The organism is Ottowia sp. VDI28, from assembly GCF_049532675.1.
In the GTDB taxonomy this organism is placed as follows: Bacteria; Pseudomonadota; Gammaproteobacteria; order Burkholderiales; family Burkholderiaceae_C; genus Ottowia.
Genome location: NZ_CP149820.1, coordinates 4,411,033 through 4,437,804, shown reverse-complemented (window position 1 = coordinate 4,437,804; position 26,772 = coordinate 4,411,033). Strand labels below are relative to the sequence as shown.

Genomic DNA, 26,772 nt, shown 5'->3' with positions numbered 1-26,772 from the left:
GCTAGCAATCCCCCAGATGACCGCCAGCCCACTCGTGGGCTGGCGCTTGTGTTTCGCCACATTCCGGCCAGCACGCAGGGTTTGTCAGATGGCCGCTGCGCCATAAACGTGGAGCCATCCGTCCATTCAGGGCAACGCCGCATTGCCAGGGCACATCCGGGAGTTTTCGGTAGAAGCTGCCGTTGAGTTGCGTGCATTCGATCAGGGCATCGCGAAACCGCAGCAGGACGGCTTTATCCGGTTTGGCCTGTTGGCTCAGGAACCAGAAGTCCTTGAGCGGCCCTTGGTAGGTGAGCTTGGGAAGGTCGTAAAGCGCTTTGCCGCAGACCTTGACCGGCGCGCCGTGACCCAAGGCGGAGAGTCCGGTCGTGCTGTTGACCAGCACAACGCCTTTCGCGCTTTTGAGCAATGAAGGCAAGTGCTGATCGTGGATGTAGAGAACTCGCCCCTCAAGGCCGTAGCGCTGAGAAAGGCGGTGGATGATCCTGGCGTAGTTCCTGTGGCCGCGATCCATGGGATGGTGCTTGAAGACCAGCACGTCGCCGGCGATGGAGCGGCCGCTCTCCGGCAGACCTTCAGTCTGTTCCCTGGCCAAGGCATGCGAGAAAGAGCACATGAGGTGGCCGATGAAATCGGCGACGCCCTCAAAATCCGAGTGAACCAGAATCTGGGGATCGTTGTAGACCTGCAGCGGAACGAGGAAGAACTTTCTCCGCAGATTCCCGTGCAGCAGGGAGGATCCCGCCTGTTTCTCGGCATGGCGATACCAGAGCTTGCGCAGGTAACTCAGGCACCACCAGGGGGCATCTCGTGCCGTCATGCGCCGGTGATGGAGCGCATTGTTCCAGTGCCATTGCCACACCCACGCCACGAAAAAGTAAATAAATCCCCACGTGGCGGCGTGCCCGAACGAGTTGCCCACTTTTTCCAGGGCTTCCCGGATGGCACGGGCGCATGCGAAGACAGGGCCAATCCCATCCGCGAGCGTTGCTTGAGCCTTGCCGCCAGATGTTCATGGAAGTTGGAGTGTCCATTCACGCCTCTGGGTTCGAACGTGACATGGTCAGGACGCAGGTAGCCTTCCTCGAACACGCCCAGTGCGCAGCCCAGACGCTCCGTCAGTGCCGGGACGCAGCGATGCACGGGGCGGCAATCGCCAAAGATCAGCACAGCGTCTATTTGGTGCTCCACGATGAACGCTTCCAGCACGGCAGGCCATTGCGGCAGTTCTCCTCGGAATGAAGACGCGCCGCGCGGATAAAACAGCCAATCTCCTGCGTTGAAATTGAACTTGAAGATGGTTGCGTCCGCCGATCGCAGGTCCTTGGCGAGGTTCCAGAAGAAAGGACCAACGGGCCCTTGCAGCAGCAAGATGCGCTTGCCTGCAAAGCCGCTGGCCTTGTGTTTAGTGGAAGAGTGGCAAGCCTCCGCAGTGGTCTCATGACGACCATTGAGGCCGTAAAGACGCTGCTCATGCCACGTGATTGTTTTGAGTTTGTTCACGTTCCGCAAGCTTCACGCAAGTTGCGCGATCATCAGGAAAAGCAGTTGAAATAAAGAGTAAAGAGTAGGAAGTGAGGATCAACCGTTGGAGAGCCAGGCGCGAAGCAGCACGCGGCTCTTGCGCGCCTGCCGCCGCAGCCAGCCTGTGCGCAGCAGGCGCAGATGTCCTCGGTTCTCCAACGCTGTACGTTCCTCCAGCAAACGGCGCAGCACGGCTTCGCAGGTGGTGTAGCCCTTGAGCAAAGGATCCCAATACAGCGGGTAGTGGAGCAGCGCGCCCGCTACCAGTTCGTCCAGAGACAGCACGCGGCTGCGGCGGGGCACCGGCAGCATGTCCTCGGTCAAGCCCCAGCCCGCATAGAACGGACGGCCATGCAGCACCACCCGCTTGCCTCTGAGCAGGGCATCGAAGCCGGCCAATGAGGTCATGGTCACGACCGCATCGCAGGCGTCGATGCAGCTCACCACGGAGGCTTTCGGCTCGATGTGATCGGCGTGATGCAGGATCTGGGCCGGCTCCACGTGTCCCCGGCGATTGCCGCTGATCACATCTGGATGCGGCTTGAAAACAATAAAGGCATCAGGAAACATGTCACGTGCCGCAGCCAGCAAACCCAGGTTGGTATGCACTCCTTGTGCGTCGCAGCCGAATCTGATGGACGCATCGTCTTCCACCTGTCCCGGCACCAGCACGACCTGCCGGCCATCTGATGGCCATTGCACGGCCATGCGGGGCTCCAGGTTGTACTTGGTGATGCCGTGCCGGGCGATGAAGGCGCGGACATTCCGCGCACGCTCCAGATCTTGCAGTGTGAACACCTGCGTGTTGAGCAGGATCTCCAGTTCGGACGGTTGGCTGGGGTCGAAGTAAATCCCGGCGGCATCCAGCACGAAGGATTGCGGCGGAATCAAGTCAGACCCCAATCCTACCGAGCGTACGAAGCCGTCCTCCATCCTCAGCACGCGAACGCCGGTGGCCTGGGCCAGTTCCCGCACGCCCTCGGGCGGCGTGGCTCCCCACCAGATCAGGTGATCGTTTTCGGCGGGCTGCAGCGCCGCGGCCGCGGCGGCGTCCCCGGCAAACACGACCTGGCCCGCATGGAGTTCGAGCATGGCCTTGACCTGGGCCGCCTTCCAGCGCCGGAAGCCCACCAGAATCAGCCGGCCCGAAAAGCGCTGCGCCATCTCGCGCTGGCGTGCCAGCCAATCCAGCACGTCGAACACGCTGCCGCGCTGCCGCGTTTCAGGGTTCAGATAGTGCGCGTAGTGCAGATAGGCGGCTGAGAACAGCTCTTCCACGCTGCGGCGCCGGCCCGCGCGCCGTAAAAGCGCCGGATGCCGCGGCTGGCGATCATCCGTGACACCCCAACCCGCATACCAAGGCACGCCGAAACAGATGACGGGCTTGCCTGCGAGGAGGGCTTCGAAGCCCATGGCGGAACTGACCACATACACCTTGTCCATCGAGCCGAGCAGGCCGAGCGGATTGACCGCATCGCGCAGCAGCACTGTGCGGGCATCCGGCTGCACGTCGGTCAGATACCCTTGTTTGTGGCCCGCGCTGACTTCCGGGTGCGTCTTGACATACATGGTGGCGCCGGGATTCTCATCCCGCGCGGCTTGCAGCATGGATTGAAAGCTCTGCGCGTCGGCTCCCCCCAAGGCGACACTCATATCGCCTACGGTCTGATCCACCACAAGGATCCGAACCGAATCGCCCGTACGCAGAAGGCCGGGGAGCACATCCGGCGCGTGGTTGTACTTGCTCAAACCCAGTTGCAGCAGTTGCCCGAGCGCCCGGCGGGCTGCCTCCGCATCCTGCGTCTGCCATCTGGCGTCGCTGCTGAGCAGGTTCTCCAGGGCGCTGGGGCCGGTGCAATCGTAGTAGATGCCTTCTTCGTCCCGGACCAGGGACAGAGGCGGAAAGATTCGTCCAGTGCCAAAGGACCGGACAAAGCCGTCTTCCAGCGCAACATAGGGAAGTCCATGGTGCTGGGCATACCGGCGTGCTGCTTGCGCGCCGGGGCGAAGGCCCCAGCCGGCGATCGCATCCACTTGCGCACCTCTCCAACGATGGAGTGCGAGTACCTCGTCACCCACCAGTTGCGCGAGGCAGGGGATCCGGGCGATTCCCCGTGAAAAAAGCCAATCCGCATCTTCTTGGCAGAAGGTGGCGACCTAGAAAGACCGGGCCTTTTCCACGAGTGCGTAAATCGTGGAAAGGGCGCTTTTGGTATGGCTTCTGTATTTGGACTCCATGGCGTTTTTCAGGAATAGATCAACATCCTGCCGATAGGCTTTCGTTCTGCCCAAGGCATGAAAAATGGCCTTGGCGGAAATATCGAACGCCACGCCAGGGTAGTCTGGCCAGGCCGTCAGCCCATGATTGGGAAGCAGGACGACGCTTTTCTTGAGGTACAGGGCTTCCAGCCCGCCCGTGGAGTGGGAAGTCAGTACCCAGCTCGCGTTGGCGATCTGTTCTTCATAGCTGCAGTCTGCAATGGGCTTGCCATTGATCAGCGGCATTTCCCGTGCTCCGGCGTGCCGCACTTCCTCCGGGTATTGAGGATGGTTCCTCACGAAAACCGGAATGGAAAATTCCTTCTCCATTTCCTGCAGAACGCCTTCCACCAGATGGGCTTCAGGGTACTTCTGCGCCAGGTAGAGCACATACCCGCCATCGGCGGTGGCCAGGTTGGCCAGGCGGTCCAGCTTGGGCAGGCCTACGGGGAAAACTCTTTTCCTGTACGCAGGAAATATCGAGGAGGCCGCTCTTTTGTTGAACGACAGAAGATAGTCGGCGCAAAAATTCCTGTTGTACAGCCACCAGGATTGAAAAAGGCCATGCTGAAGTCCGACGACCAATGGCCGGCGTTCACGATTCAGCAGGATTTCATGGATCTTTGAAGAGGGGTAGGACTGCATGTCGCAAAGGAACACGACATCCTCCTCGCCGATATGCTGGGCCAGTACGCGATCGAGCTCTTCCTCAGGCAGCGCGGCGTTGCTCAAGGCTGATATTTCCAGCTTGCATTGCACCGGAATCTTCAGGTCATTCATCCGATGGAACGAGTCATCGCCGTTCCAGGGGAAGTAAATGGCCTTGCACCGCCCGCCGTCTTCGATGATCTTTTCGAACACAGGCAGCCAATTCTCGGTGTTGCGAAAATTGGTGGAGACAACGACAGCCTTGATCACGGTCTAGGGGGTTTTAGTTGACGACACACCCTAATCAAACCGACAGTTCTTCGTTCTTGATGTCATAGATCTGGAGGACGCCTATGGTTTGCCCTTCCTCATCCTGCACCACGAGGGCTCTGACCTCTTCATCCCGCATGTAGGCTTCTGCCTCGGCAAAGCGCATGTGCTGATCGATCGTCAACGGGCAGGGCGACATCATCTGCGCCGCAGTCAGTTGATTGACATCTTCCTGGGCCTCGAATGCCCGGCGAAGATCGCCGTCGGTGATGATGCCGCGCAGATCCTGCCCGTCCATCACCAGCGTCAGACCCATTCTCCCGTCGGTGATGGAGGTGACCACATCACGAAAAGAGGCTTCCGGCAAGCAGACCGGCAGTGGCCCTTTTTGCATCACATCGCACACCCTCGTGAGCAGGCGGCGCCCCAGGCTGCCGCCTGGGTGAAAGCGTGCGAAGTCCTCGGGCTGGAAATCCCGCTTGACCGTCAGGGCCACGGCCAGGGCATCCCCCATGGCCAGCGTGTTGGTGGTGGAACTGGTGGGCGCCAGGTTGTTCTTGCAGGCTTCCCGCTCGGCACCGACATCGAGCACCACGTGCGAGTGCTGAGCCAAGGTGGATTCCATGCCGCCTGTCAGCGCGATGATCTGGTTCTGCTGATGCTCCAGGAAAGGCAGGATGCGCAATACCTCCTCGGTCTCGCCTGAGTTGGAGATGAGCAGGGCCACATCGACAGGCCTGATCATGCCCAGATCGCCATGGAAGGCCTCGCCCGGATGCACGAAAAACGCGGGTGTTCCGGTCGACGCCAACGTGGCGGCGATTTTCTGGCCGATGATGCCGGACTTGCCCATGCCCACCACCACGACCCGGCCTTTCATGGTCAGCACGATTTCCACCGCGTGGTTGAAACGGGCATCCATGCGCGAGCGCATGCGCTGCAAGGCTTCGATCTCGATGTCCAGCGTTTCCTGCGCGATGACCGACGCGTCGCCGGCCCCGTGGTTACTCATATCCATACTTGACCTCTCATCATCCGGTTCATCATTGCGCCATCGCGGACATCACCTGTGCATAGGCCTCCGAAGAGCCCAGCACGGCCTGTCTGCCCTGCGCCGCCAAAATGGCATCCGCCAGTTCGCGGAAGGCGCCACGCCCTCCGGAGGTATGCAACACACCACTTGCCGCGTGGCGCACATACTCAGGCGCATCGGGTACCGCATAGCTCAGGCCGCATGCGGCAAAGGCCGGCAGATCGATGCTGTCGTCGCCTATGCAAGCTGTCTGCGCCGCCGACACGCCGGCCTGCGCCATCAGTTGCCGGCAAGCGGTGGCTTTGTCCTTGACGCCGAACAGGCACAGCGTGAGGCCCAGATCGGCCACACGCTTGCGCAGCGGCGCTGAATCCCGGCCCGACAGAACGGCCACGCGCACGCCGCTTTCTTCCAGCAGCTTCATGCCCAGGCCATCGCGCACATGGAAGCGCTTGAGGCACTCGCCCTCGGCGTTGTAGAGCAGCCCGCCGTCAGTCAGCACGCCGTCCACATCCGTGATCACCAGGCGCACATCCGCGAGCGTGGGCTCTGGATCGGGATCCAGATCGGGATCTCGCCCCTCCATCAGGCAGCGCACGCGTTCCAGGCAGGCGGGCGTGTCGACACCCGGCCCTGTGGGTTCCACCACGAAGGTGCGGATGCGTAGACCTGCCGCCAACAGACGCAATTGTTCCAGCTTTTCCGCCGCCTCCATCATGGGCTGCGGCAGGCTCGCATAGCAGGCAAGCACCTCTCGCCGGTAGGCATACACGCCCACATGCTTGAAGTAGCGCGCCGCTTCCGCATCGCGCGGATACGGAATCGGTGAACGGCTGAAGTACAGCGCATCACCACCGGCCGCACGCACAACCTTCACCGTGTTCGGATTCACGGCTTCGTGCGCATCGATGGGGTGGCACAAGGTGCCCACCGCCACACTGGTGTCAGCCAGCATGCCATTGACCAGCATCTGCACGTCCTCCGGACGCACCAGGGGCTCATCGCCCTGCAGGTTCACGTAGATATCCGCGGGGACCTGCGCCATGACTTCCACCAACCGGTCCGTGCCTGACGGATGGTCTGGAGAGGTCATCACGCATTGGCCCCCGAATTCCCGGACCGCCAGAGCCACGCGTTCATCGTCCGTAGCCACCAGCACGGCGCGCGTACCCGCGACCTGGCAGGCACGTTCGTACACGTGTTGCACCATCGGCTTGCCGGCGATGAGCGCCAAGGGCTTGCCAGGCAGGCGGGTCGAGTCGTGCCGGGCGGGAATCACGATCACCGCCGTGGGAGATGCCGCGGCTGGATGGCCGCCATGTTGATCGTGGATCAAGCAATCTCCAGGGGAGTCAAGGATTTCACCAGATCATCCACCGCCTTCATCTGGGCCAGAAAAGGCTCCAGCAGGTGCAAGGGCAGGGCGCTCGGGCCATCGCATTTGGCCTTGTCCGGGTCGGGATGCGCTTCCAGGAACAAGCCCGCGAGGCCGGTGGCCATACCGGCGCGCGCGAGCTCGACGATCTGCTGGCGGCGCCCGCCTGATGCCCCGGCCGTCGGGTCACGCTGTTGCAGCGCGTGCGTGACATCGAAAATGATCGGCAGGTTGCCGGTCACCTTCTTCATCACGCCGAAGCCCAGCATGTCCACGACAAGATTGTCGTAGCCGAAGCAGGTGCCGCGGTCGCACAGCATCAGGCGGTCATTGCCCGCCTCCTTGAATTTCTCCACGATGTTGAGCATCTGCGAAGGGCTCAGGAACTGCGGCTTCTTGATGTTGATCTGCCTGCCCGTCTTGGCCATGGCCACCACCAGATCTGTCTGGCGCGCGAGGAAGGCGGGCAGTTGCAGGATGTCCACGACCTCGGCCACGGGCGCCGCTTGCCAGGGCTCATGCACGTCCGTCAGCACGGGAACGCCGAATTCCTTCTTCACCGCTTCAAAAATGCGCAAACCCTCTTCCAATCCAGGCCCCCGGTAGGAGTGGATGGAGGAACGGTTGGCCTTGTCGAAGCTGGCCTTGAAAACGTAGGGAATGCCCAGCTTGGCGGTGGTCTTGACGTAGTGATCCGCGCACTTGAGCACGAAGTCAAGATCTTCCATGACGTTGACACCGCCCAGAAGGCAGAACGGACTTGAGTTATCAATTTTCATATGCTTCCAATCGGTCAATGACTTCCTGAGGGAACTCGTCACCCTTGTAGCGGGACCAGACGACGTCGTCACGTATTTTTTTGGCAGGAATGCCGGCATAAACCGCATTCCTTTGAGTCAGGCCCTTGGTGACCACGGATTTCATGCCCACGATGCAGCCGTCCGCGATCCTGACGCCGGGCAATACCGAGACGCCCATTCCCAGCCATACATGATTCCCGATCTGTATATCTTCCGGGAAATTAATTCTTTTCTTTGTCTTGAGATCGTAAATGCCGTGAGAATCGGAGTTACGTATCTCAATGCCATAAGAGAACATGCAATCGGCGCCGATTTTGATGTGAGCGCCTTCGGAGGCGAGCAAATGTACGCCTTCGAAACTGGTATTTGATTGGATGGTGATTTTTTGATCGTCTCCATCAAAAACAAATCTGCCGGAAAGGCGGCAATGGCGGTCTATGCTCAAGGTGTTTCCTGATCCCTTGAAGTGGATGATCAGGTTGTTGAAGATGCTTCTGTAGCCAAAATCGACGGAGTTTCCTTGATGGTCTTTCCCGGAAATCACTTGAACAGCATTGAATTTGGATTCTTTTTGTTTTATGGAAACATCGCCCAACGATCTGTTGAGCTCCAACCCATGAATGATTTCATTCATTCCTGTATCCCATGAGGCTGCCAATTTTTCTGACGACCATACTGTTCGAATCCTGGAAAAATCTGCGTGGATTGTCCTTGAGCTTTTTCAGTTTCTTCTTGGTTGATCCTGCTTCCTTGTTGATCTGTTCCGGCTTGGCATCAACAACGATCAAGGCGTTTCCCGTGCCGGCTTTTTGGGGCGCCTGAGCTGGTTTTGTGAATTTTTCACCTTGAGCGGCAGGCGCCGGAGCAGGTACAGCAGGTTTCGCCACGGGCGGGGGCGCACGGTATCTGTCAAAAATGACTGAAGACCGCTTGAAAAGCTCCCGTGAGCGGAGGTAATTACTTTCTGCGAGGGCAGGAATCCTGATCTGATAGAAATCAATTTTTGAGGTGATGGTCATATTGCCTCCACCTTCCCAGGGAATTTTCCTGGTTTCAAAATGACCGAATGAATAAAATTCGGAAATCAGGTAGTGTATGAACTTGATCTTGTCATCTTCAGAGGCCGTATCGCCTTTTCTGATGGATGCAATCAGTTCGTCGCTCGTGCAAGCCTTTGAAACCAGCTTGTCCGATTCATAGAAGGCTTCACCCCCAATGATGACCTGTTTGCCATACATCAAAGCCAGCACGCCGACTCCGGAGTTCAGGATATAGACCGTAGAGGCCAGCTCCAGCAGATCCTTGACATTCGTTTCATCGGCATAGATGACGCCGTCCACCTTGGGGGTTTCGAGCTCCAAGGGGTGGCGCTTCAAGACGAAAACATATTCGTTCTTCAGCCTTTCAGCCGCTTCGCGGATGACCTGCAGAAAATTGTCATACCCGCCAATTTGCTGGGTAAAGAACTTGATCACTGTATCGCTAGGCCGTTGAAGCGGTACGAAAACCACTTTCTTGGATCGTTGGATCCCCAGCTTGCGCCGAAGAGCATCCACTCCTATGCGCGCGGGCTGATCTTCCAGTGAGGCATCGATACTTTTCTCATGAAGAATATAGCTCTTGACATGCGCATACTGGCGCTCCGTCAGGTCTTTGGACCAGTACCGATAGTCATACCTGGTGCTGTCCGCATTGAAGCCCGTGTCGTCAAAGAAGACTGAATCTCTCAAGGCACCTCTCTCGGAAATAAGAAAGGGGATTTTGTACTTCTTGACGGCGTTGAATATTTTCAGTCTATGCTCATTGGCATAAGGGTTGTGAAAAAGAATGCGGCTGACATTGTTTTCCCTGACATAGCTCTTGATGGAGCTTGCATCAAGCTCCAGTTCATTCGCGACCAGGACTTCGCCGAAGAAGGGGGCTGTCTTCCGGTTGAAAATAAAAGGATTGGTCGCCGAGAAGCACAGGGTTCTTCCGCGCTCCATCATCGCCAGAGGCTGAGGCTCAGCCCCATGGCTCAGGAAGCCCTTGATCTTCTTGACAAACAATTCACCGTTGACCGCCTTCTTCTTCATGTAAGAGGAGTCATTGTCTATTTCATGCCAAGCATGAAACATCACCATTCCCTTGTTGAAGGTCAGGTCGCCAAAAAGCCGATAGATGCTTTTCCAGCCTTCATACCGGTCAATATTCCTGAAGGTGCCTATATCCTTCATGAAATTCTCCGGCAGCGGAAATTTCTTGAGCGCGCGAATGCACCTCAAGTTGAACTCGAGATCCTCGTAGCCCCATTCCACGAAATCTTCGTCATAGCCTCCACGGCTCAGGTAATAATGGCGATGAAAGAGCGTAACCGATGTGCCGGTGGAAAATTTTTCAACGACACTTGAATCATCTTCAAGGAAATAATTGAAATATACGTTCTTCCGGTAATCTTCAGGGGTTTCAAAGAAAGCCTGGGTAGCCTCCTTGGTCAGGTAGACCACACCGAACATCAGGAAGTTGGCGCTGTCCTGGGTGATCCTCTGGGCTTCAATCTCAATCAGGACATCCCGGTAAAAACCTTTGTAAGGTATCAGGTCGGCATCCTGAAAAAGAATGAAATCAGACTCGACATGGGTCACTGCATTGTTGCGTGCCCTGCTCATGCAGACGGGGGAGTATTCAGAGTAGGTATACACATAGTTGATACCGTTCTCCCGGCATACCCGCTCCATGTATTCCTTGACTTCCAGCGGAGAACCATCGTCAGAAACGGTCACGCCAACGCAGTCGGGGAGCAGTGAATCCAAAAAGGAGAACTTGATCCTTTCGTACAGGTCTGTTCTCTTGTTGGTCCACCTGAATGGAATAATTATTTCCAGCTTCTTTGGCGGGTGATTCTGTGCGAAGTCAATTTTCATAATCAAATCCGGTAATGCTTGTCATGTCAACGGTGTCCGATGTCATGGGAGATAAATTATTGAGTGCCTTGACTACCCCACATGTACCTGACCGTAGGTGCGCTCGAAGAATTCCTGTTCTGCTCAACTACTGTGCCTTTGACCGGTTTCCCCAGATACTTGCTTCTCATGGGTGTCCCGACACGAATGGCAATTTTGGAGATATCTTTGAATTGATTGCCGGTGACCTTGTTGTCGTCATCTTCGACGATCACACCAATGTCGGACGATTCGAATGTATTGCCTTCGATGGTATTGTTCTTGACATCATCCAATGCGTATTTTTTGTCACCGTAATAACCAATCCCGCATCCAATATTCTTTTGATCCACGCTTTGGCGGGAGGCGATCCAGACACCTACCTTGCTTCCGCTGATCTGGTTGGATTTGATGATGTTTCCCGCCGTGGGCATCCACCTCAGAACCTGGTTTTTATCCCTGCTGAATTTTTCTCCGCAGTTCCGGTAAAGAAAAACCGCTCCGTATTTGTTGTTGGTGAAAGTGTTTGACTCTATCGTGTTGTTGCTCGATGAATCAATGGAAACCGCTTCACGCTTATCTCTGCTGCCGGCGTTGATGATCTGAGAGCCACGGAGCGTGTTGTTTTTTGAACTGTGTTCAAAATAGACCGCCATGGCGGGCGAGTTTTCTATGCGCGCCTTGTCTATGACGGTTTCCTGAACGTAGTCGTCAATATATATTCCTGAGCTTCCGGGGTTTTCTATTGAAATATTGATGAGATTGATTTTTCGCGGGGTCACTTCATATAGCTTCTCCCTCGAATTGCCTTCCTCCTTTTCCCGGTCAGGCGCATTCCAGCCTATATAAACGGTCCTGAACTTGGAGTTCTTGAAAACGCAGTTTTGAACCTGGACGTTTTCAAGCTTCTTTCCTTCGGAATCGATCACCAGCCCGTTGTCGAACTGCCGTTGCAGGTCGATGGTGGCGCCGTTGCAATCCAGGCTGGTGTTGGAGCTGTTGATGAAGACCGTTCCCTGGGCAGTGCAGGTCTTTGCCATCGAAACCTTTCCCTGGATCTCGACGCTCTTGTCCCAGCAAGCGTTCTCCTTGTCCTTGAGGACGGGCGTATTGGCAGGCGCGGCAGGCGCTTCGCCCCAAAGCAGGAGCAGGGAGGTGGCCAGCATGAGTTTCCGCATGGGTCACAGCCCCAGGGCTACTTTGGCGCTCACCGCGATCTGGAACAGGATCTGCGTCATGTCTTTCCAGAACTGGCGCTTCTTCTGATCCACTTTGGGCAGCACCAGAATCTGGTCGCCGGCCTTGATGGAGGCGTCGCCAAAAATCCTGCCCATATCGACCTGCTCGAAGGCTCCGTCGCGGTGTGCCACGACCACTCGCGCGTTGTCCGCGAGTTGTGTCAATCCGCCAGCCCGGTCTATGTAGCCCTTGAGACTGAGCGAACTGTCGAACGCCACAGCATTGGGGAACAGCACTTCACCGCTCACCAGGACCAGGCCATCCTTGCGGGGGATGCGGATCACATCGCCGTTTTCGAGCAGGAGATTGTTCCGCTCGCTCGCCTGGGCGATTTGCACCTGGCCGCTGGGTTCGATTTTCTTGGCGCGCTCGATCCATTGCAAAGTGAGGTCAGCCTCGTCCTTGCGCAGACGCGCTTCACCGTCGCTACCGCTGCGGGCGGTGAGCACGGCGGTTTCCAGGCTGCGCAGATTGGTGGCCAGCGCTTCCTTCTGGCGCGCCTTGACGCTTTGGCGGAAGAGCTGGATGCTTTCAGGTTCCGCGTCAGGCAGGGTTTGAATGGACTGCATCAGCGCGCCCAGCCGCGAGCCGTAGGGCACCACATATTCCTGGGCGTTCTGGTGTTCGCCTTCTACTCGGACGGTGATCGTGCCAGGCTTTTTGTCCGCGGTGAACTCCAGCTCATCGCCGTTTTGCAGCGTCAGCGTATTGGCATCCTGCAGGGGGTAGTACTCGGAGTTTCTGACCGTGCCGGTATTGCGCATGATGCGGACATGCGTGGCCTGCGCCTTGGGCTTGGCCAGCCGCATGAGCTCGGCCACGGTTTCAGCCCCTTCGGTGAATTCGAAGCGCTTGGCATTGTTCACGAGGCCGGTCACGCTGACCCTGTTGCGGGCAGGCGGCACGAAGATCACGTCGCCGTCATTGAGTTGCAGCAGAGGCAACTGGCCACTGAGCAGAAAGTCGTAGAGATTGAATGTGGCGCGCACGGCCGTGCCGCGCTTGACCTGCACCGCCAGGTAGCTGCCGCGCTCGGGATCTATGCCACCCGCCTGATCCAGGTAGTTGAGCATGCTGTCCATGCTGGTGCCGTTGTATAGGCCGGGGCGCATCACGTTGCCGCCGACGAAGATGCGCACGGGCTGTGCCGTGGCCAGGCTGGCGTAGCTGTAGACGTTGGCCCGGAAGATGCGCCGGGAAGCCGCTTCCACCTGCTGCTGGAGTTTCTTGTTGGCAATGCCCACGACTTTGACCGGGCCCACATGAGGCAGGAAGATGTTGCCCTTGGGGTCTACCGTGACGACTTCGTCAAACGTAAAGCCACCCCAGAGCCGGATATGAATGCGATCTCCCACCGCGACCAGATAGTCAGGGTTGAACTGGGTGGCACCCGAGCGAGCGAAATTGCCGGTGAACAGGTTGGCGCCAAACACGTCGCTGTTGAGGTTGGCGGTGTAGTCGGCGGTCTGAGGCGCCTGGGGCAGGGTGGGCGCCTGCATGGCGGCCGCCTGCTCCGTGCTCTTCGCCTCCTCGGATGCCGAAGCTGCTGATGGGCGAGCAGCATCATCCTTGCGGGCTGGGCCCTGAAGGTGAAGCGGATCAGAATTGGTCTGGGCATGAAGTGGCGTTATCACGCCGAGCAAAGCCACCGAACTGAAGCAGCAACTGGCAAGCAAACGATGCATGGTGGGTATCCGGAAATGGGGAAAGGATGAGAGGTCGCGGATCAATCAATCGCGGTGATCACGCACGATGGCTGTCAGCAGATGGAGCAGGCCCGCAAGCAGCAGGGCGCCAATAAGGAATGTGACGATGCTGTAGAGGCGCCTGGGCCGCAGGGGATACTCCGGCAGCGTGGCGCTTTGCAGGACCAGCACCTTTTTCAGCGTGCGAGTGGCCTCGACGCGGCCTTTCTCCAGGGCTACCAATGCGCTCTTGTAGGCCGCCTGCATGAAGTCCGCTTCCAGTTGCAGGCGCTGGTATTCCTCTACCGTCTTGTTCAGGGATTGCCCCTTCTCGCCAGTCAAGCGCGCCTTTTCGGTCTTGATCTGCTTTTCCACGGCCTTGATCTGCAGATCGACTTCCACGACCGCTGGCGCGGTCGGTGCCAGATAGCCCAGCAGGGCGGTCTTGCGCGCGCTCAACTCGCTCAACTGCTCTTCCAGCTTGTTGACGACGCCTGCCAGGTTCTCGGCGGCGGATTGCGGCGAGATGAGTCCTTTAGCATTCTGGAAGCTCAGGAGTTCCTGGCGGGCATTGAGTGCAAGGGTTTCACGTTCCTTGACTTGCTTTTCCAGAAAATTGACCTGTTCCTGGGCCAATTGGTGGCCCGCATTGTTCATGTATTGCTCACCTTCCTTGATCAATGCCTGGGTGATTTTTTGAGCGGTGGATGAATCGTAAGCCTGAGCTTGCACGACCAGCACACCTGCATATTCGTCATAATCAACACTGACGCGCGATAGAAAATATTGATGAAATGATTCCATCGGCGCGTCTTTGAAGAACATGCGCGATAGAAAATCGTGACCGTGGTTGCTGTAGTGTTCGCGCAGATTCAGTTCTTGATCCAGTTTCTGCAGCATGTCGACTGAGAGCAGGCGGTCGCGCAGAAGCATCTGGTCGGCACGGGATATGCCGTCACCTCCGCTGAGCAGTGAACTGAAGTCCACGGCCCGGGACGCAGACATATCCGTGCGCTGAATCAATATGCGTGCTTCGGAAACGTACCGGTCCGAGGCAATCAGTCCCCAGTACACGGCGGCCAGCAAGGAGGCGATAAGTGCGACTGCCAGAATTTTTGTTCGCCACAGGGTTTGGCCCAAATTGTGGAAGCGCTGATTTTTAAAAGACCGGGTCATGCAGAAGTACTTTCCTTGTAGCTTTTCAACGCATCTTCAATACTGTCGAACCAATAAGCTTTGCCGCCATGCAGCCAGATGCCGGCTTGGCAGAATTCGCGCAGCGTGCCGTCGTTGTGGGAAACCATGATCAAACCGGAACGATCGGCAATTTTCTTGAAGGCTTGAGAGGCTTTCTTGCGGAAAGCGGCATCACCGGCCGAAGTTGCTTCATCCGATATATAAACATCGAAATCAAACGCCAGGGAAAGACCGAACTGCAGGCGGGATTTCATGCCAGAGGAATAGGTGCGAACCGGTTCGTCAAATGACGCGCCGAGTTCGGCGAAATCCTCGATCTGGGCAATTTTTTCGGCCATGGCGTCAGGCATGCCAAAACCGTGGAGCCGGCAGACAAATTTGGCGTTCTGGCGCCCCGTCAGCGAGCCTTGCAGGCCGCCGCCGTAGCCCATGGGCCAGGAAACGCGGCAACGCCTCTCGATTGCACCGCGCGTAGGGGTGTCCACACCGCCAATCAGGTTGAGCAAGGTGGATTTGCCGGCGCCGTTGCGCCCCACCAAGCCGACGTTCAGGTTGGAGGGAATGGCGAAGCTCACTCCTTCAAGAACCCAGCGGCTCACGCCATGCGGAGTGCGGTAGCGCTTGTGTATGTCGTCCACAATGATCATTGAGACCTCAACCTCCGGGCCATGCGCACCTGCAGGGCCATGCCCAGGAAAATGGACACAAACGCAAACCCATAGAGGTAATAGAAATTGGCTTCCGGCGCCGCGTGATAAACCGGAAAAAAGCTGGATCTCAAGAGTTCCAGGCCATGTGCAATGGGATTCAGAAAAATCCAGTCCCGGTATTTGACCGGAATGGACGAAATCGGGAATATCACGCCCGATATCAGGTAGAGAGGCCTGAATATGAAGGAGGCTACATTGTTACCTTCCGGGGCCAGATAGGTAACCACGGAAAGCAGTAAACCAATTCCCAACGCGCAGAGGATCAAGCCAAAGTAGGCGGCCATGGTTTCCAATGGATCGTCTGGGATGACGGAGTATCCAAAGAGGGAAAGAATCGCCATGAATACGATCAGCACAATCAAGCCCAGGAAAGTCTCCAGGCTTGCGCGGACGATAAGCGTGTCGATAGGACGTACCTGCCGGTAGGCGAACAAGGCCTTGTTCGCATCAATGGCCCCCATGAGCCGCTGGAATATATTTTGTGCGGTGAAGTAAGCGGTCAGGCCTATCACCAGCCAGACCACCAGATCCGCACCAGCCACTGAACGGGTTCGGAGCGCCGTGTAAATAAGCAGAAGAAAAGCCGTGTGCAGAACCGGCTCCAGCACAATCAAAACCCACGCACCTCGGGAGGAGCTCAGGCGGGCGACGGCCTCACGAAGAAAAAGTGCGTTCCAGACAGCCAGGGTGATGGCTAGAAAATTTCGGGGAGCAGTTGATATATCTCGGCGTTGAATAGATTCCATAGTGGGGGCTCAAGCCGCCAAATAATTTGGGCGGACAATGAGTCCAATCACAAAACCGGGCGCATTCTATCAACCGCTTTTTATTATAAATTTGTAATAAATATAAGCAGCATGTTTCATTGGTTTTTATTTGGACGTAATATTACATATTAGATTAAATTTGCCGGCAATTGAGTTTTTTTGAAATATCTTGATATCCTTTGGTATTACTCGAAGATGTTTCAATTTACGATGAACAGTGGTGCCGCCCGGTGCCAGCCGTGCACAGGCGTTCAACGGGCCGCAACTCAGTGTGGGCGCGCGCTCAATGGCTGAGCAGGAGCTGCTCAATGGGCATCAGATCGCCCTCCACAAGGCTACCGTTGGTTGCCTTGAGGCGGATCGTGGCCAGCAGCAGATCGACCTTAGCGCGATAAAAGTCTCTCTCCGCAGCGAAGCGTTGTTGCTGCGCGTTCAGGACGTGCTCACGCCCTAAGAATGCCGACATCGATGCGATGCAGCGGTTGAGTGTTCAGCGCTCTGTCGAGATGTCTCGCTTCTGAGGGCCACACCCCTGCGCGGCGAGGGGCGCCCTTGCTGTGCGGCTATAGGTTTGCTTTGAGCCGCCCTGCCTGGATATCTGCGCGGATTAGATCATTGACACGTGTCTGCCAACCGGCGCCAGTCGCTCTCAGGGCGGCGATCACGTCCGGATCGAACCGGATGGTGGTGGGGATTTTGGGATTGCTCTTTCGGGAGCCGACAGGGCGCCCAGGCTTTCTGGCTGCAATTTGAGCTGGCGTATGCGTTGCACCGTACTTGCCGCGCACGGCTTGATCCACGCTACGGAGCAGCGCTGCCTCGAACTCCAAAATTTCTGGATCTCTAGTTTTGGGCATCGAACTTCTCCTTGATGGTCTTGAGTACGTCGGTACTGATGTTGTCAAACTTCGCTTTGGCGTAGACCAGAAGCAGAACAACTTCGCCTCGATGGTCGCGTAGGTAGTAAATTACGCGAGCACCGCCTCGTTTGCCCATGCCTGCACGTATCCAGCGGACCTTACGCAGACCGCCAGAACCCGGGATGACCTCCCCAGCCTCAGTGTTTACGGCAATCCAGTTGATGAATTCAAAGCGCTCATCGTCTGACCAAACCTTGGGAGACCACGCATTGAATTCACGTGTTTCAATGACCGTGAACATATTTATTGTACATGCAAAATATTATTGAGCAGAAGAAATCAAGAGACTGTCAATCGCAGCTAAGTCGGCATTCCCCAAAGAGCCGGTGGCAGCTTTTAGACGAAGCCCCGCGAGCAACCAATCCACGCGCGCGCGATAAAGGTCTCTCTCCGCAGCGAAGAGTTGTTGCTGCGCGTTCAGGACGTCCACATTGATGCGTGTTCCTATGCGGTAGCCGACGCGGTTGGATTCAAGCGATGCCCGGCTCGCGGCGACCGCGGAGGTCAAGGCGGCGACTTGGGACTGGCCGTTCTGCAAGGCCGAGAGCGCCTGCCGTGCGGCGGTGGCTGCGGCACGCCGAGCGGCTTCCAGATCCTGATCCGCCTTTTGGCGCAGGAGGGCCGCTTCGCGCGTACGGGAATCAAGGCCTCCTGAGTACAGCGGAATATTGAGCTGCAGGCCCATTTGCGCTGACCGGGAGCGGGAGGTGATGTCGGCTGGTGTTGCCAGGCTGCCGTGCGAGCGGTTGCCTCCGTAGGAGGCGGTCAGCTCCATGGTGGGGCCATGCGCTGCCTTTGCCCGTTGAAGTTCCCAGCCGGCGATCTCGGCTTGCAACTGCTGCAGCCGAACCTGTGGAGCCTGCTGACGGGCTTCGTCTATCCAGTGGAAGGCCGTTGGCAGTTCTATCTTGGGAAGGAGTTGGCCGTGGTCCAGGCGTTTCGGCTCAAGCGGGGAGTCTCCCAGAATGCGCTCAAGCTCTGCGGTCTTGTTCTCCAGCTCAATTTGCGCGGAGGCTTGCTGCGCTTCCACCAGGTTTCTGCGGGATCGGGCCTCGTGAACGTCGGTAATGGTCGAGAGGCCAGCGTCAAAATTGCGTTCGGCCAGCGTCAACTGTTCGCAGACGGCTTTGGCTTGCGCCGCAATGACGCCTGTGTTCTCTTTTGCAATGCCGGCTTCCAGGTACGCCTGTGTGACACGGACCAGCAGGTCCTGCTCCGCCAGACGAAACTGCTCTTCGGCCAGCCGAACCTGCGCGTCTGCTTGATCAACGCCCAATTTCAGCGACCGGTTCCAAATGACCTGTGTCAGCTGAATACTCCAATGGCTGGAGTTGGCGCTGCGGGCCACATGCGGATCATCGCCGAAGGCCGCATGCCCGGATTGTTTATTGGCGCCAGCGCGCAGGTGGATACCAGGCCTGAGCGAAGAGAGCGCCTGCGGCAGCTTTTCCGCCAGGGCGTCGCGCTGCAATCGCGCCGCCTGGAAGATCGGGTCATTCGATTTTGCTCGCTCCACGGCCGTTGAGAGATCCATCGCCTCGGCATGGAAAGAGCGGGATAGGAGAGAGACGATCAGGCTGGCCACCGCGCAGCGCAGCCCTGATTTCAATAGGTCAGCGTTCACGCAGGGCCTCCTGCCGGTAGCGCAACAGCGGACTCAGAAAGAAATCGATCAGGCGGCGTTGACCCACACGAATCTCGGATGTGATGTTCATGCCGGCCGTGATCACACCCTTGGAGCCGTTGTACACGTTGGGCGTCACCGTATCGGTGAGGCGTATCCGAATGGGGTAGACTGGCCCCTGACTCGAGTCCGTCATGGCGTCGGTGCCTACCCACAGCACCTCGCCTTCAAGATATCCGTAGCGCGTGAAATCAAAGGTTTCCACCTTGTTGATGACGCGCTGGCCGACCTTCACATGGCCTGCATCGGCATTCAGTACCTGCGCGTCCACTTCGAGCGGTGTGTTCTCGGGAACGATCGTCATCAAGGCCTGCGCTTGGGTGACCACTCCACCAACGGTGGTCACGGCCAGTTGCTGGACCACACCGTTGATGGGGCTGCGCAGCACCTGCAGGTCGCGCCTTTGATTGGCCTTGATGAGCTCCTGGCGGGCGGCATCGCGGCGCTTCGTGGCTTCCAGCAGATCGGCACTGCCCCTTGCGCGGAACTCCGCCTCTGCCTGCTCAGTTTGCAGCATGGCCGTGCGCAGCGTGGCTTGTGCTTCGCGTTGCCGGTTTTGCTGCACAGCCACTTCTTTTTCCAGATTGATCAGTTCAAGGCGTGCGTCGATCAATCCCGCGTCAGAAATATGTCCCAGGCGCGCCAGCTCCTCGCGCGTTTCCTTTTTCTGCGCACCAAGGGGAGGCTGATTTTCAGCTGTTCCACGTTGGCATGGATGCCATCGCGATCGGCGTGACGCCGCTCCACATCTGCCTGCAGGGTGGCCATTCGCGCGCGATGCTCTGCCAGGCGAGAGGCCAGCATCGCCTGCTGATTCGAAACGATTTCCTGCGGCATGTCTTCCGGTAGCGGCATTTGTCCGCGCCTTCCCAGAAGCGCGGAATGCCGTGCGGTGTCTGCCTCCGCTTCCCAGAGATCTCTCTGCAAACGATCGCGGTCAGCGGAAGTGGTGGTGGGATCCAGCTCGACCAAGACTTCCCCGGCCTGAACTTTCTGGCCGTCACGCACTGCGATGGATCGGACCAGGCCTGCCTCTATCGGTTGGATAACCTTGCTGCGGCCAGACGGAATGACGCGGCCTTGCGCGGTGACGACAATGTCCAGCTGTGTCAGGATCGCGTAGCCGACGGCAAGAATGGCGATGGCGCAGAGCGTCAATGAAACCATCCTCGCCATCAGCAGGGGCGGGCGCGTTTGCAGTGCGATAGCTTCGCTGCTGAAAGGATCATGCATGCGGAGCTTGCCTTTCCAGCACGCGGTGCTCACGGTAGAGGGACGCATAGCGTCCTTCGGGCCGCGCTATCAGTTCGGCATGCGAGCCCATCTCCACCAGCCTTCCTTCGTCCAGGACCAGGATCCGGTGTGTCAGGCGCATGGTCGAGAGCCGATGGGCCACGACGAAGACCGTACGGCCTGAGCATATTTGCGCCATGTTGTCGTGAATGACCCGTTCGCTTTCATAGTCCAGGGCCGCTGTGGCTTCGTCCAACACCAGCAAAGCCGGGTTGATGGCCAAAGCCCGGGCGATGGCAATGCGGGACCGTTGCCCTCCCGACAGGCGGGAGCCGCGTTCACCGATGGCGGTGTCGTATCCGTGCGGCAGGCGAAGGATGAAGTCATGGGCGCCTGCCAGCCGCGCGGCTTCCATGATCTGCTCCATCGGCAGATCGGGGGCGCCGAAAGCGATGTTCTCGCGCACGGACCGGTTGAAGAGCACGGTATCCTGACCCACCACACCGATCTGCTTGCGCAGCCAGGATGTATCGATCAGGCTCAAGTCCATGCCGTCCAAGGCCACGCGGCCGCGCTCAGGCGTGTAGAGCCGCTGAACGAGCCGCATCAGCGTGGTTTTACCGGCGCCTGAAACGCCCACCACGCCAATGATTTCTCCGGGCTGAATTGAAAACGTCAGATCCGACAGAACTTCCGGTCCCTTCGGCGCATACCGGAACGTGACCCGGTCGAACGAGACATGTCCGAGCAAAGGGGGCGGTACGGCACGCTCGGCTTGAAAAATGGGCTCGGCTGGCGCCTGCATGATGTCGGCCAGACGCGCCACACTGACTTTCATCTGAGTGATCTCCTGCCACAGCGACGCCAGCTTCAGGATCGGCGCGTTCACGCGGCCGGAGAGCATGTTGAAAGCGATGAGTCCGCCCACGGTCAGATGGCCGTCAATGACCTGCCGGGCGCCGAACCAGAGAAGCAAGGCTGTGAGGATCTTGGAAGTCCAGGCGATGAACTGATTGGTGGCGTTGCCTGTGTGCCCCGCGTGGAAAGCGGCGTTGACGTACCGCGCCAGCCGATGCTCCCATTCGCGCTGCCATTGCGGCTCTACGGCCTGCGATTTGATGGTTTCCATGGCCGTCACGGTCTCGACCAGGAACGCCTGGTTGTCGGCGCCCAGTGCGAACTTGTCTTCGAGCTTTCGGCGCAGGATGGGCGTGATGACCAGCGATGCCAGGAAGAACACCGGAAGCATTGCTATGACGATCATCGTCAGGAACGGGCTGTAGTGAGCCATCACCGCGAGGAAGACCACCGCAAAAAGAAGATCAAGCCAGCTTGTCAGCGCCGATCCGGTCAAGAAATTGCGGGCATTCTCCAACTCGCGCACGCGTGCCACCGTGTCCCCGCTGCGCCGGCTTTCGAAGTAGGAGAGAGGAAGGTGCAGGAGATGGCGGAACAGCTTGGCACCCAACTCGACATCGAGGCGATTGGTGGTGTGGCTGTAGAGGTAGTGCCGCATGGCACCCAGGACGACCTCGAAGGTGCTCATCGCCAGCAAGGCCACGACGAGCACGGTCAAGGTGCTCCCTGTGCGTTGGGTCAGCACCTTGTCGATCACCACCTGAAACACAAGCGGGGTAACCAGCGCGAACACCTGAACGAAGAAGGAGGCCAGGAGGATCTCACCCAGTATTCCCTTGTATTTCCGCAAGGCTTGCAGGAACCAGTTGATGCCGAATTTCGGGGGAGCAGCCTGATCCGCCGCCTGGCCGTGCGGGGCCGCTTTGGATGCTGTCAGCCATTGGCGGCTCCAGATCGGTGTAAGTTCTGCCTCCGTGAGCCGCCTCGGTGTGCTGTCGCCTGAGGTCTGTACCACCCACCCATCTGACGAGGCACGGCCGATCACCATCAATTTCCCGTCCTGTGTCTGGCTGAGTGCGGGCAAGGCGCTTCGCTGTGCTGAAGCAGGCGAACCCCGATGGATCCGGGTTTCAAAACCCATCGCCTGAAGCGCAAGTGCGGCGCGGGCGAGATCAAATGGCTTGTCGTTCTGGCCGAATTGATGCCGAAGCTGTTTGCCGTCGACGGATACACCGAGCAGCTGCACATACATTCTCAGCAAGGCGAGCTGGGATTGAAGCTGCGCGGAGTGCTCTTGGGTTTTTGGGGTATCTGTGGTATTGGTTGCGGTATGGCCCGGCGCTGGCAATGCGGCAGCCGCACCTGTTGCTGGTGAACTCAAAGTTTTTCTCTACTTATTTTTATTGGAGAAGCGAACGGGCAAGCCATCGCTTCATAAAACCCGGGCGCGGGGTGTCACGTAGGGTGTGCATGAAGTGCGCACGCGGTGCACTCCGGATGCGTACGACAAAGCTGCCGGATGCGCTTTATCCGCGTGCGCAACGCGTGCGCACTTCGTGTACACCCTACGGAGCTGGTCGGCCGGCTCTAGCCAGCCGTACCAGTCATCGGGCAGGTCTCGTTCTCAACCAGCGCCGAGTTGGCGGCGTCGTGGTTTGAATAACCCACCATCTCCATGGCACCGCTGGAAGGCACGAAGCCAAGCGGGCACTCCTGCAGTCCGTTCGGATCGGTATTGCTCCAGGCGTTGAACAGTTGCGCCTGCTGAGCGGCTGCAGCTTGCTCGGGATCGTCATCGGGCTCAGGTGCCGTCTCCAAGGCCTGGTGAGCGCTGGCGCCATCGATCACCCTGAGCGTTACATCGCTGGCCACGCGGGTGGAACCATCGGCCATCTGAACGCGCGAGGTGCCCCACACCACATTGCCTTGATTCTCAGTGGGCTCGCCCTCTCTATGCAGGCTGATGGACGTGATACCCGTCTGAGCGATAGGCGTGAACTCCCCCTCATCCTGCACCCCATTGGAATTGAGATCGCGAAACAGCCCGAAATCCGCCCAACGCTCATCCTCGGCGCTCAATATGCCATCACCATTGGTGTCGAACGCCTGCAACCCCTCCAGATCAGTCAGCGCCCCTGGCCAGTAGCTGAGGAAGCTGATCTCATCGAGTTGCGTGATCCGTCCATCGCGATCAATATCGACCACCAGGAACGCATCGCTTGGCGCTACCCAGCCGAGCTGATCGAGCACCCCATCGCCATTGAAATCCAGATGAACCGGATTCACCGTCGCATCCAGCAGATCCAGCCCGTCATCGCCCAGGTCCACCACCACTGGCCCGAATCCCTCGTGATACTGGGGCCGCGGTTTGGGGGCAGGTGGTTGCGAAGAAGATTGCGAAGATGGTTGCGAAGCCGGCGGATTCACGCTCGATGCATACGGTGCCGAAGGCGGTGGGTTCCATCCGATGGGCTTCTTGTTGTGCAAACTCACGCTGTCCTTCACATGCGAAGTCTCCACGTTCACCCACGAACTCGCTCCACCAGAGTCTGTCACCCGTACCGTGAATGAATCGGCCCCCACGTAGGGATCGAGCAACTCCGTGCGGTAGTTCCACACCCCACTGGCCGCATCGATGCTGGCATGGCCGTGTTTGGGCGCGTGGCCAATGTCAATGCCATAGGACAGAGCCCCCGGGCTATCGATATCGTGAGCGATCACGCGCCCGCTGGCCACCGTGGGATCCTTGTAGTGATAGGGGTCGCCGTCCCAGAACTTCATCGCCCAGCGGTTAGGGCCCGTGTCGTAGACCACCTCGTCGATCACCGGTGCATCATTAACTGGCTTGACGTGCAAAAAAGCCGTGGCACTGGCCGTGCCGCCCCTGCCATCACTGATCGTGTAGCGAAACTGCGCCTCGCCGAAGAAATCCTGATAGGAGCGAAACACCACAAGCCCGCCATTCATCTGCACCGAACCATTCACGGGTGAATCCACGGAAATCACCCTCAGCACATCGCCCACGCGCACGGTATCCTCATCCCAGTCATTCGAGAGCAATTGCGCCACCGAAATCTCGAAGGGCATATCCTCCAGACCCGCGAATTCATCGTCAGAGGCCACCGGATTGTGGTTGACGTGCGGCGGAGGAGGGGGCGGCGGAGCTTGCCTGGGGCTGGCGGGAGAGGGCGCTGGCGGGGGCGGCGGCGGAGCCTGGATCGCCGGTTGGGTGGGCGGGCGCAGGTTGCCCGCAATGATTGTGGACACCCCGTTGCCATCAGGCTGCTCATCGGTACGGATGACCCCCACTGCCCCGCTGGGGGCGGGCGCATACCGAACCCCCAGCACGTCGCCTTCGATCGTCCGCTTCTCCACAGACTGAACCGAGCCATCCGAGCGCTCGATAGACACCTTGCCTTCTCCGTACACAATGGCAGAGATACCGGCGTCCGGCAGGCTGCGCAACTCTGAGTCGACGATCATGTGACCGTTCTCGGTCAAGGCCAGTGTGCCATCCGCATGGCGCCGCGCGCCTTGCGTCTGCCCATCGCCATTGGCGTCGTGCCACAGGCGGATGGCCCGGAACACCGGATCTCTCGCATCCAGGCGGCCGTCTCCATTCGCATCCAGCCGCCGCAAGTTAGCGCTCAGCAGCTCCGGCCCGTCCAGGCGCCCATCGGCATTCAGATCGATACCCAGCAAAGCCTGATCCGGGCGCACCCAATCGGTCTTCTCCAGATAGCCATCGCCATCCAGGTCCAGGAGCACCTGCCGAGGCCCCTCGGCAGGATCGGCCACCGCGAGCGCCGAATCACCTCCCACCGGCACCGTCAGCACCTCGATGCTCTGGCGCGTGCCATCGGTATGCACCAGAGGCTTCTGGCCGAGCTCGCCCATCTGAGGCAGCGTCGCGAGCAACCGCTCTGCCTGTGCGCGCTCGGCGATCGCCCGCTCGTGCAGCGAATCAATGTGAGATCCCAGGGCGTTGTAGCGTTCGGGATCCGTGCTGGGAAGCATTCTGGGAGGTTCCCAATCACCGCCGTGTCCATGGGGCGAGGCGTTCTCGATCCTTGGAGCGATCGCATTGGCCTCGTTCTGTAGCGCCTGGGCCTGCCTTTCCAGCTCGGCCGCATCCCGCAGGTGCTGCTCGTGTTCCGGCTTGGCGCTATCGAGCACCCAAGAGGGAACGATGGCCGCCTGGGCGTAGCGCGCAAAATCTTGGGCAATGTTCTCATTGGAGCCATCGGCGCGGTTGCCTTGGGCGTCATAGAAGCGCGTGACCGTTTCACCGCGGGCATCCACCCAGCGCAGCACCATGCTGGCGCCTTCTCCGCCCTGGTACTGCATGCCATCGGGGGCATACCAATAGCCCACCTGGGGCATGCGTGCGGGATTGAGCGTATACAGCGGTTGGCCGTGCTCATCGCGCAATTGATCGAGATGCTCCTGGAAGGCGGTCAGCAGGTGGCTGCCAAATTGCTGGGCAGGCTCGCCGCCACCCTCGCGGCTGTGCGTGATGCTTTGCACGAGCCGCCCGTTCTCATCGAGGGTGACTTCGCTCCAACCTGAGATGGGCGTGCGTTCGCCGCCCATCACCGCCAGGCCCACGATGGCCACGAGAAAGCCCACAGGCCCGGTCCAGGCCGCAGCGGCGGCGTTGAAGGAGCCATAGGTGGCCAGGGCGCTGGACACCATGGAATAGGGGTTGCCGCTATTCACGGCCAGCGCCAAATTCAATAGAGGAATGAATCCCTTGCCCAGGGTGTCGGTGACGACACCCTGTGTCAGGCTATCGGCCAGTTGGAGGCCGCTGACGATGGCGCTGGCGTAGTTGCCTGACTCCAGGGCCGAGATCAGATTCAGGCCATTGGCCACGTTGCCCAGACCGGAGGTGGGCAGGTTGTCGCCAGAGAGCGTGACTATGCTGTTATAGAAGTTGACCACGGCCGCGGCGCGCTGCACATCGCTCATGTTCTCCCAACCGTTGAGGGTGGAGAGGAACGTGTTGAAGGCATTGGTGGCTATCTGGGCATCGCGGCCGGCCAGCTCAGCAGGGGTGGGGCCGGTGGTGGCCGGCGCTGCGGGCGGTGTCGGTATGGCTTCAGGCGATGGCAGTACAGGCTCGGCTGGAGCAGAGGAGGCCGGCGGCGGCACGACTTCGGCACGGGATGGCGGAGCATCGTCGGTCGTTCCAGAGCCGTAGCCATTGATCCGACCCCCATCAGTTTGGATTCCCGAATCGGTGTCGGAGATGACCCAACGTGGACCTTTGATGCTTGGTTCGGCATGGTTCGTGCCATCAAATGAGATTTCGACTGGCAGCTTTTCAGGGGAGTCAGGCAGAACCAGAGGACCGGGTTCCTCTACCGTGATCTGAGCATCGGCAATATTTTCTACAGCTGGCGTAGGAGCTGGGGATTCCGAGTTGTCGGTATCCTTGGGTGATCTTTCCCAATGAGAGATTGGTGAGCGATTGGGGTTCCAATCATGCTCAAAGAAACCGACTGAGGAATCATGAACTCGTGCGGTTTCCGGTATGTATTCGTACTTGTCTGGTATAGGGTCAAGTGGGACTCCTCGGCTGCTAAGAATATCGTGAGAAATCTTAAGAACTGCTGCGCCGATGCCATTGAAATCATATCCACCTGC

22 protein-coding genes and 1 pseudogene are annotated in these 26,772 nt (G+C 58.5%); all 23 read right to left on the bottom strand.

The features are described from left to right. Position 1: 1 nt before the first annotated feature. The 23 genes and pseudogenes from WJU18_RS21120 to WJU18_RS21010 all read right to left on the bottom strand — a co-directional run bounded on the left by WJU18_RS21120 (position 2) and on the right by WJU18_RS21010 (position 26,277). Positions 2-922, bottom strand: a complete 921-nt coding sequence (locus tag WJU18_RS21120) for a hypothetical protein (protein ID WP_423455410.1) — start codon at positions 920-922, stop codon at positions 2-4. Beyond that, positions 817-1,503: a hypothetical protein gene (locus WJU18_RS21115; RefSeq protein WP_423455408.1), complete on the bottom strand. Its 687-nt coding sequence runs from the start codon at positions 1,501-1,503 to the stop codon at positions 817-819. The genes WJU18_RS21120 and WJU18_RS21115 overlap by 106 nt, the downstream gene beginning before the upstream one ends. Positions 1,504-1,581: 78 nt before the next feature. Further along, entirely contained in the window at positions 1,582-3,558 is a 1,977-nt protein-coding gene (locus WJU18_RS21110; protein WP_423455407.1) for a capsular polysaccharide biosynthesis protein, read from the bottom strand. Positions 3,559-3,681: 123 nt separating this feature from the next. Continuing rightward, positions 3,682-4,644 carry a hypothetical protein gene (locus tag WJU18_RS21105; protein ID WP_423455405.1) on the bottom strand — a complete coding sequence of 321 codons (963 nt, stop codon included), beginning with the start codon at positions 4,642-4,644 and terminating at the stop codon, positions 3,682-3,684. 91 nt (positions 4,645-4,735) lie between these two features. Then, a complete protein-coding gene (locus WJU18_RS21100) occupies positions 4,736-5,713 on the bottom strand; it encodes a KpsF/GutQ family sugar-phosphate isomerase (RefSeq protein WP_423455403.1) in 978 nt (325 codons plus the stop codon). 31 nt (positions 5,714-5,744) lie between these two features. Then, a complete protein-coding gene (locus WJU18_RS21095; protein WP_423461066.1) occupies positions 5,745-6,320 on the bottom strand; it encodes a KdsC family phosphatase in 576 nt (191 codons plus the stop codon). Further along, a pseudogene (kdsB, locus tag WJU18_RS21090) lies at positions 6,309-7,019 on the bottom strand (3-deoxy-manno-octulosonate cytidylyltransferase); the annotation flags it as partial. The pseudogene kdsB and the gene WJU18_RS21095, both read right to left, overlap by 12 nt. A 47-nt stretch (positions 7,020-7,066) precedes the next feature. Further along, positions 7,067-7,888, bottom strand: a complete 822-nt coding sequence (gene kdsA, locus WJU18_RS21085; RefSeq protein WP_423455401.1) for a 3-deoxy-8-phosphooctulonate synthase — start codon at positions 7,886-7,888, stop codon at positions 7,067-7,069. After that, positions 7,878-8,543, bottom strand: coding sequence for an acyltransferase (locus tag WJU18_RS21080; protein WP_423455400.1), 666 nt, complete (start codon positions 8,541-8,543; stop codon positions 7,878-7,880). The genes kdsA and WJU18_RS21080 overlap by 11 nt, the downstream gene beginning before the upstream one ends. Continuing rightward, positions 8,536-10,812, bottom strand: a complete 2,277-nt coding sequence (locus WJU18_RS21075) for a glycosyltransferase (protein ID WP_423455398.1) — start codon at positions 10,810-10,812, stop codon at positions 8,536-8,538. Before WJU18_RS21075 ends, WJU18_RS21080 begins: the two co-directional genes overlap by 8 nt. Before the next feature lie 56 nt (positions 10,813-10,868). Then, positions 10,869-11,996, bottom strand: a complete 1,128-nt coding sequence (locus WJU18_RS21070) for a right-handed parallel beta-helix repeat-containing protein (RefSeq protein ID WP_423455396.1) — start codon at positions 11,994-11,996, stop codon at positions 10,869-10,871. Positions 11,997-12,011: 15 nt separating this feature from the next. Continuing rightward, entirely contained in the window at positions 12,012-13,754 is a 1,743-nt protein-coding gene (locus WJU18_RS21065) for a polysaccharide biosynthesis/export family protein (protein WP_423455394.1), read from the bottom strand. A gap of 45 nt (positions 13,755-13,799) precedes the next feature. Beyond that, positions 13,800-14,930, bottom strand: coding sequence for a chain-length determining protein (locus WJU18_RS21060; RefSeq protein ID WP_423455392.1), 1,131 nt, complete (start codon positions 14,928-14,930; stop codon positions 13,800-13,802). Further along, complete coding sequence (locus WJU18_RS21055; RefSeq protein WP_423455391.1) at positions 14,927-15,598, bottom strand: ABC transporter ATP-binding protein; 672 nt, start codon at positions 15,596-15,598, stop codon at positions 14,927-14,929. Before WJU18_RS21055 ends, WJU18_RS21060 begins: the two co-directional genes overlap by 4 nt. Beyond that, positions 15,595-16,407, bottom strand: coding sequence for an ABC transporter permease (locus WJU18_RS21050; RefSeq protein WP_423455389.1), 813 nt, complete (start codon positions 16,405-16,407; stop codon positions 15,595-15,597). The genes WJU18_RS21055 and WJU18_RS21050 overlap by 4 nt, the downstream gene beginning before the upstream one ends. 304 nt (positions 16,408-16,711) lie before the next feature. Further along, positions 16,712-16,894, bottom strand: coding sequence for a hypothetical protein (locus WJU18_RS21045; RefSeq protein ID WP_423455387.1), 183 nt, complete (start codon positions 16,892-16,894; stop codon positions 16,712-16,714). A 97-nt stretch (positions 16,895-16,991) separates the two neighbouring features. After that, positions 16,992-17,285 (bottom strand): BrnA antitoxin family protein, encoded by a 294-nt coding sequence (locus tag WJU18_RS21040; protein WP_423455385.1) that lies wholly within the window; start codon positions 17,283-17,285, stop codon positions 16,992-16,994. Beyond that, on the bottom strand, positions 17,272-17,589 hold the full coding sequence (locus tag WJU18_RS21035; protein ID WP_423455384.1) for a transcriptional regulator: 318 nt from the start codon (positions 17,587-17,589) through the stop codon (positions 17,272-17,274). Before WJU18_RS21035 ends, WJU18_RS21040 begins: the two co-directional genes overlap by 14 nt. Positions 17,590-17,610: 21 nt before the next feature. Then, complete coding sequence (locus WJU18_RS21030; protein WP_423455383.1) at positions 17,611-18,972, bottom strand: TolC family outer membrane protein; 1,362 nt, start codon at positions 18,970-18,972, stop codon at positions 17,611-17,613. Then, positions 18,962-19,669: an HlyD family type I secretion periplasmic adaptor subunit gene (locus WJU18_RS21025; protein WP_423461065.1), complete on the bottom strand. Its 708-nt coding sequence runs from the start codon at positions 19,667-19,669 to the stop codon at positions 18,962-18,964. The genes WJU18_RS21030 and WJU18_RS21025 overlap by 11 nt, the downstream gene beginning before the upstream one ends. Next, positions 19,642-20,265: a biotin/lipoyl-binding protein gene (locus WJU18_RS21020; RefSeq protein WP_423455381.1), complete on the bottom strand. Its 624-nt coding sequence runs from the start codon at positions 20,263-20,265 to the stop codon at positions 19,642-19,644. Before WJU18_RS21020 ends, WJU18_RS21025 begins: the two co-directional genes overlap by 28 nt. Beyond that, a complete protein-coding gene (locus tag WJU18_RS21015) occupies positions 20,258-22,375 on the bottom strand; it encodes a type I secretion system permease/ATPase (protein WP_423461064.1) in 2,118 nt (705 codons plus the stop codon). Before WJU18_RS21015 ends, WJU18_RS21020 begins: the two co-directional genes overlap by 8 nt. Before the next feature lie 335 nt (positions 22,376-22,710). Continuing rightward, entirely contained in the window at positions 22,711-26,277 is a 3,567-nt protein-coding gene (locus tag WJU18_RS21010) for an Ig-like domain-containing protein (RefSeq protein WP_423455379.1), read from the bottom strand. Positions 26,278-26,772 lie beyond the last annotated feature (495 nt).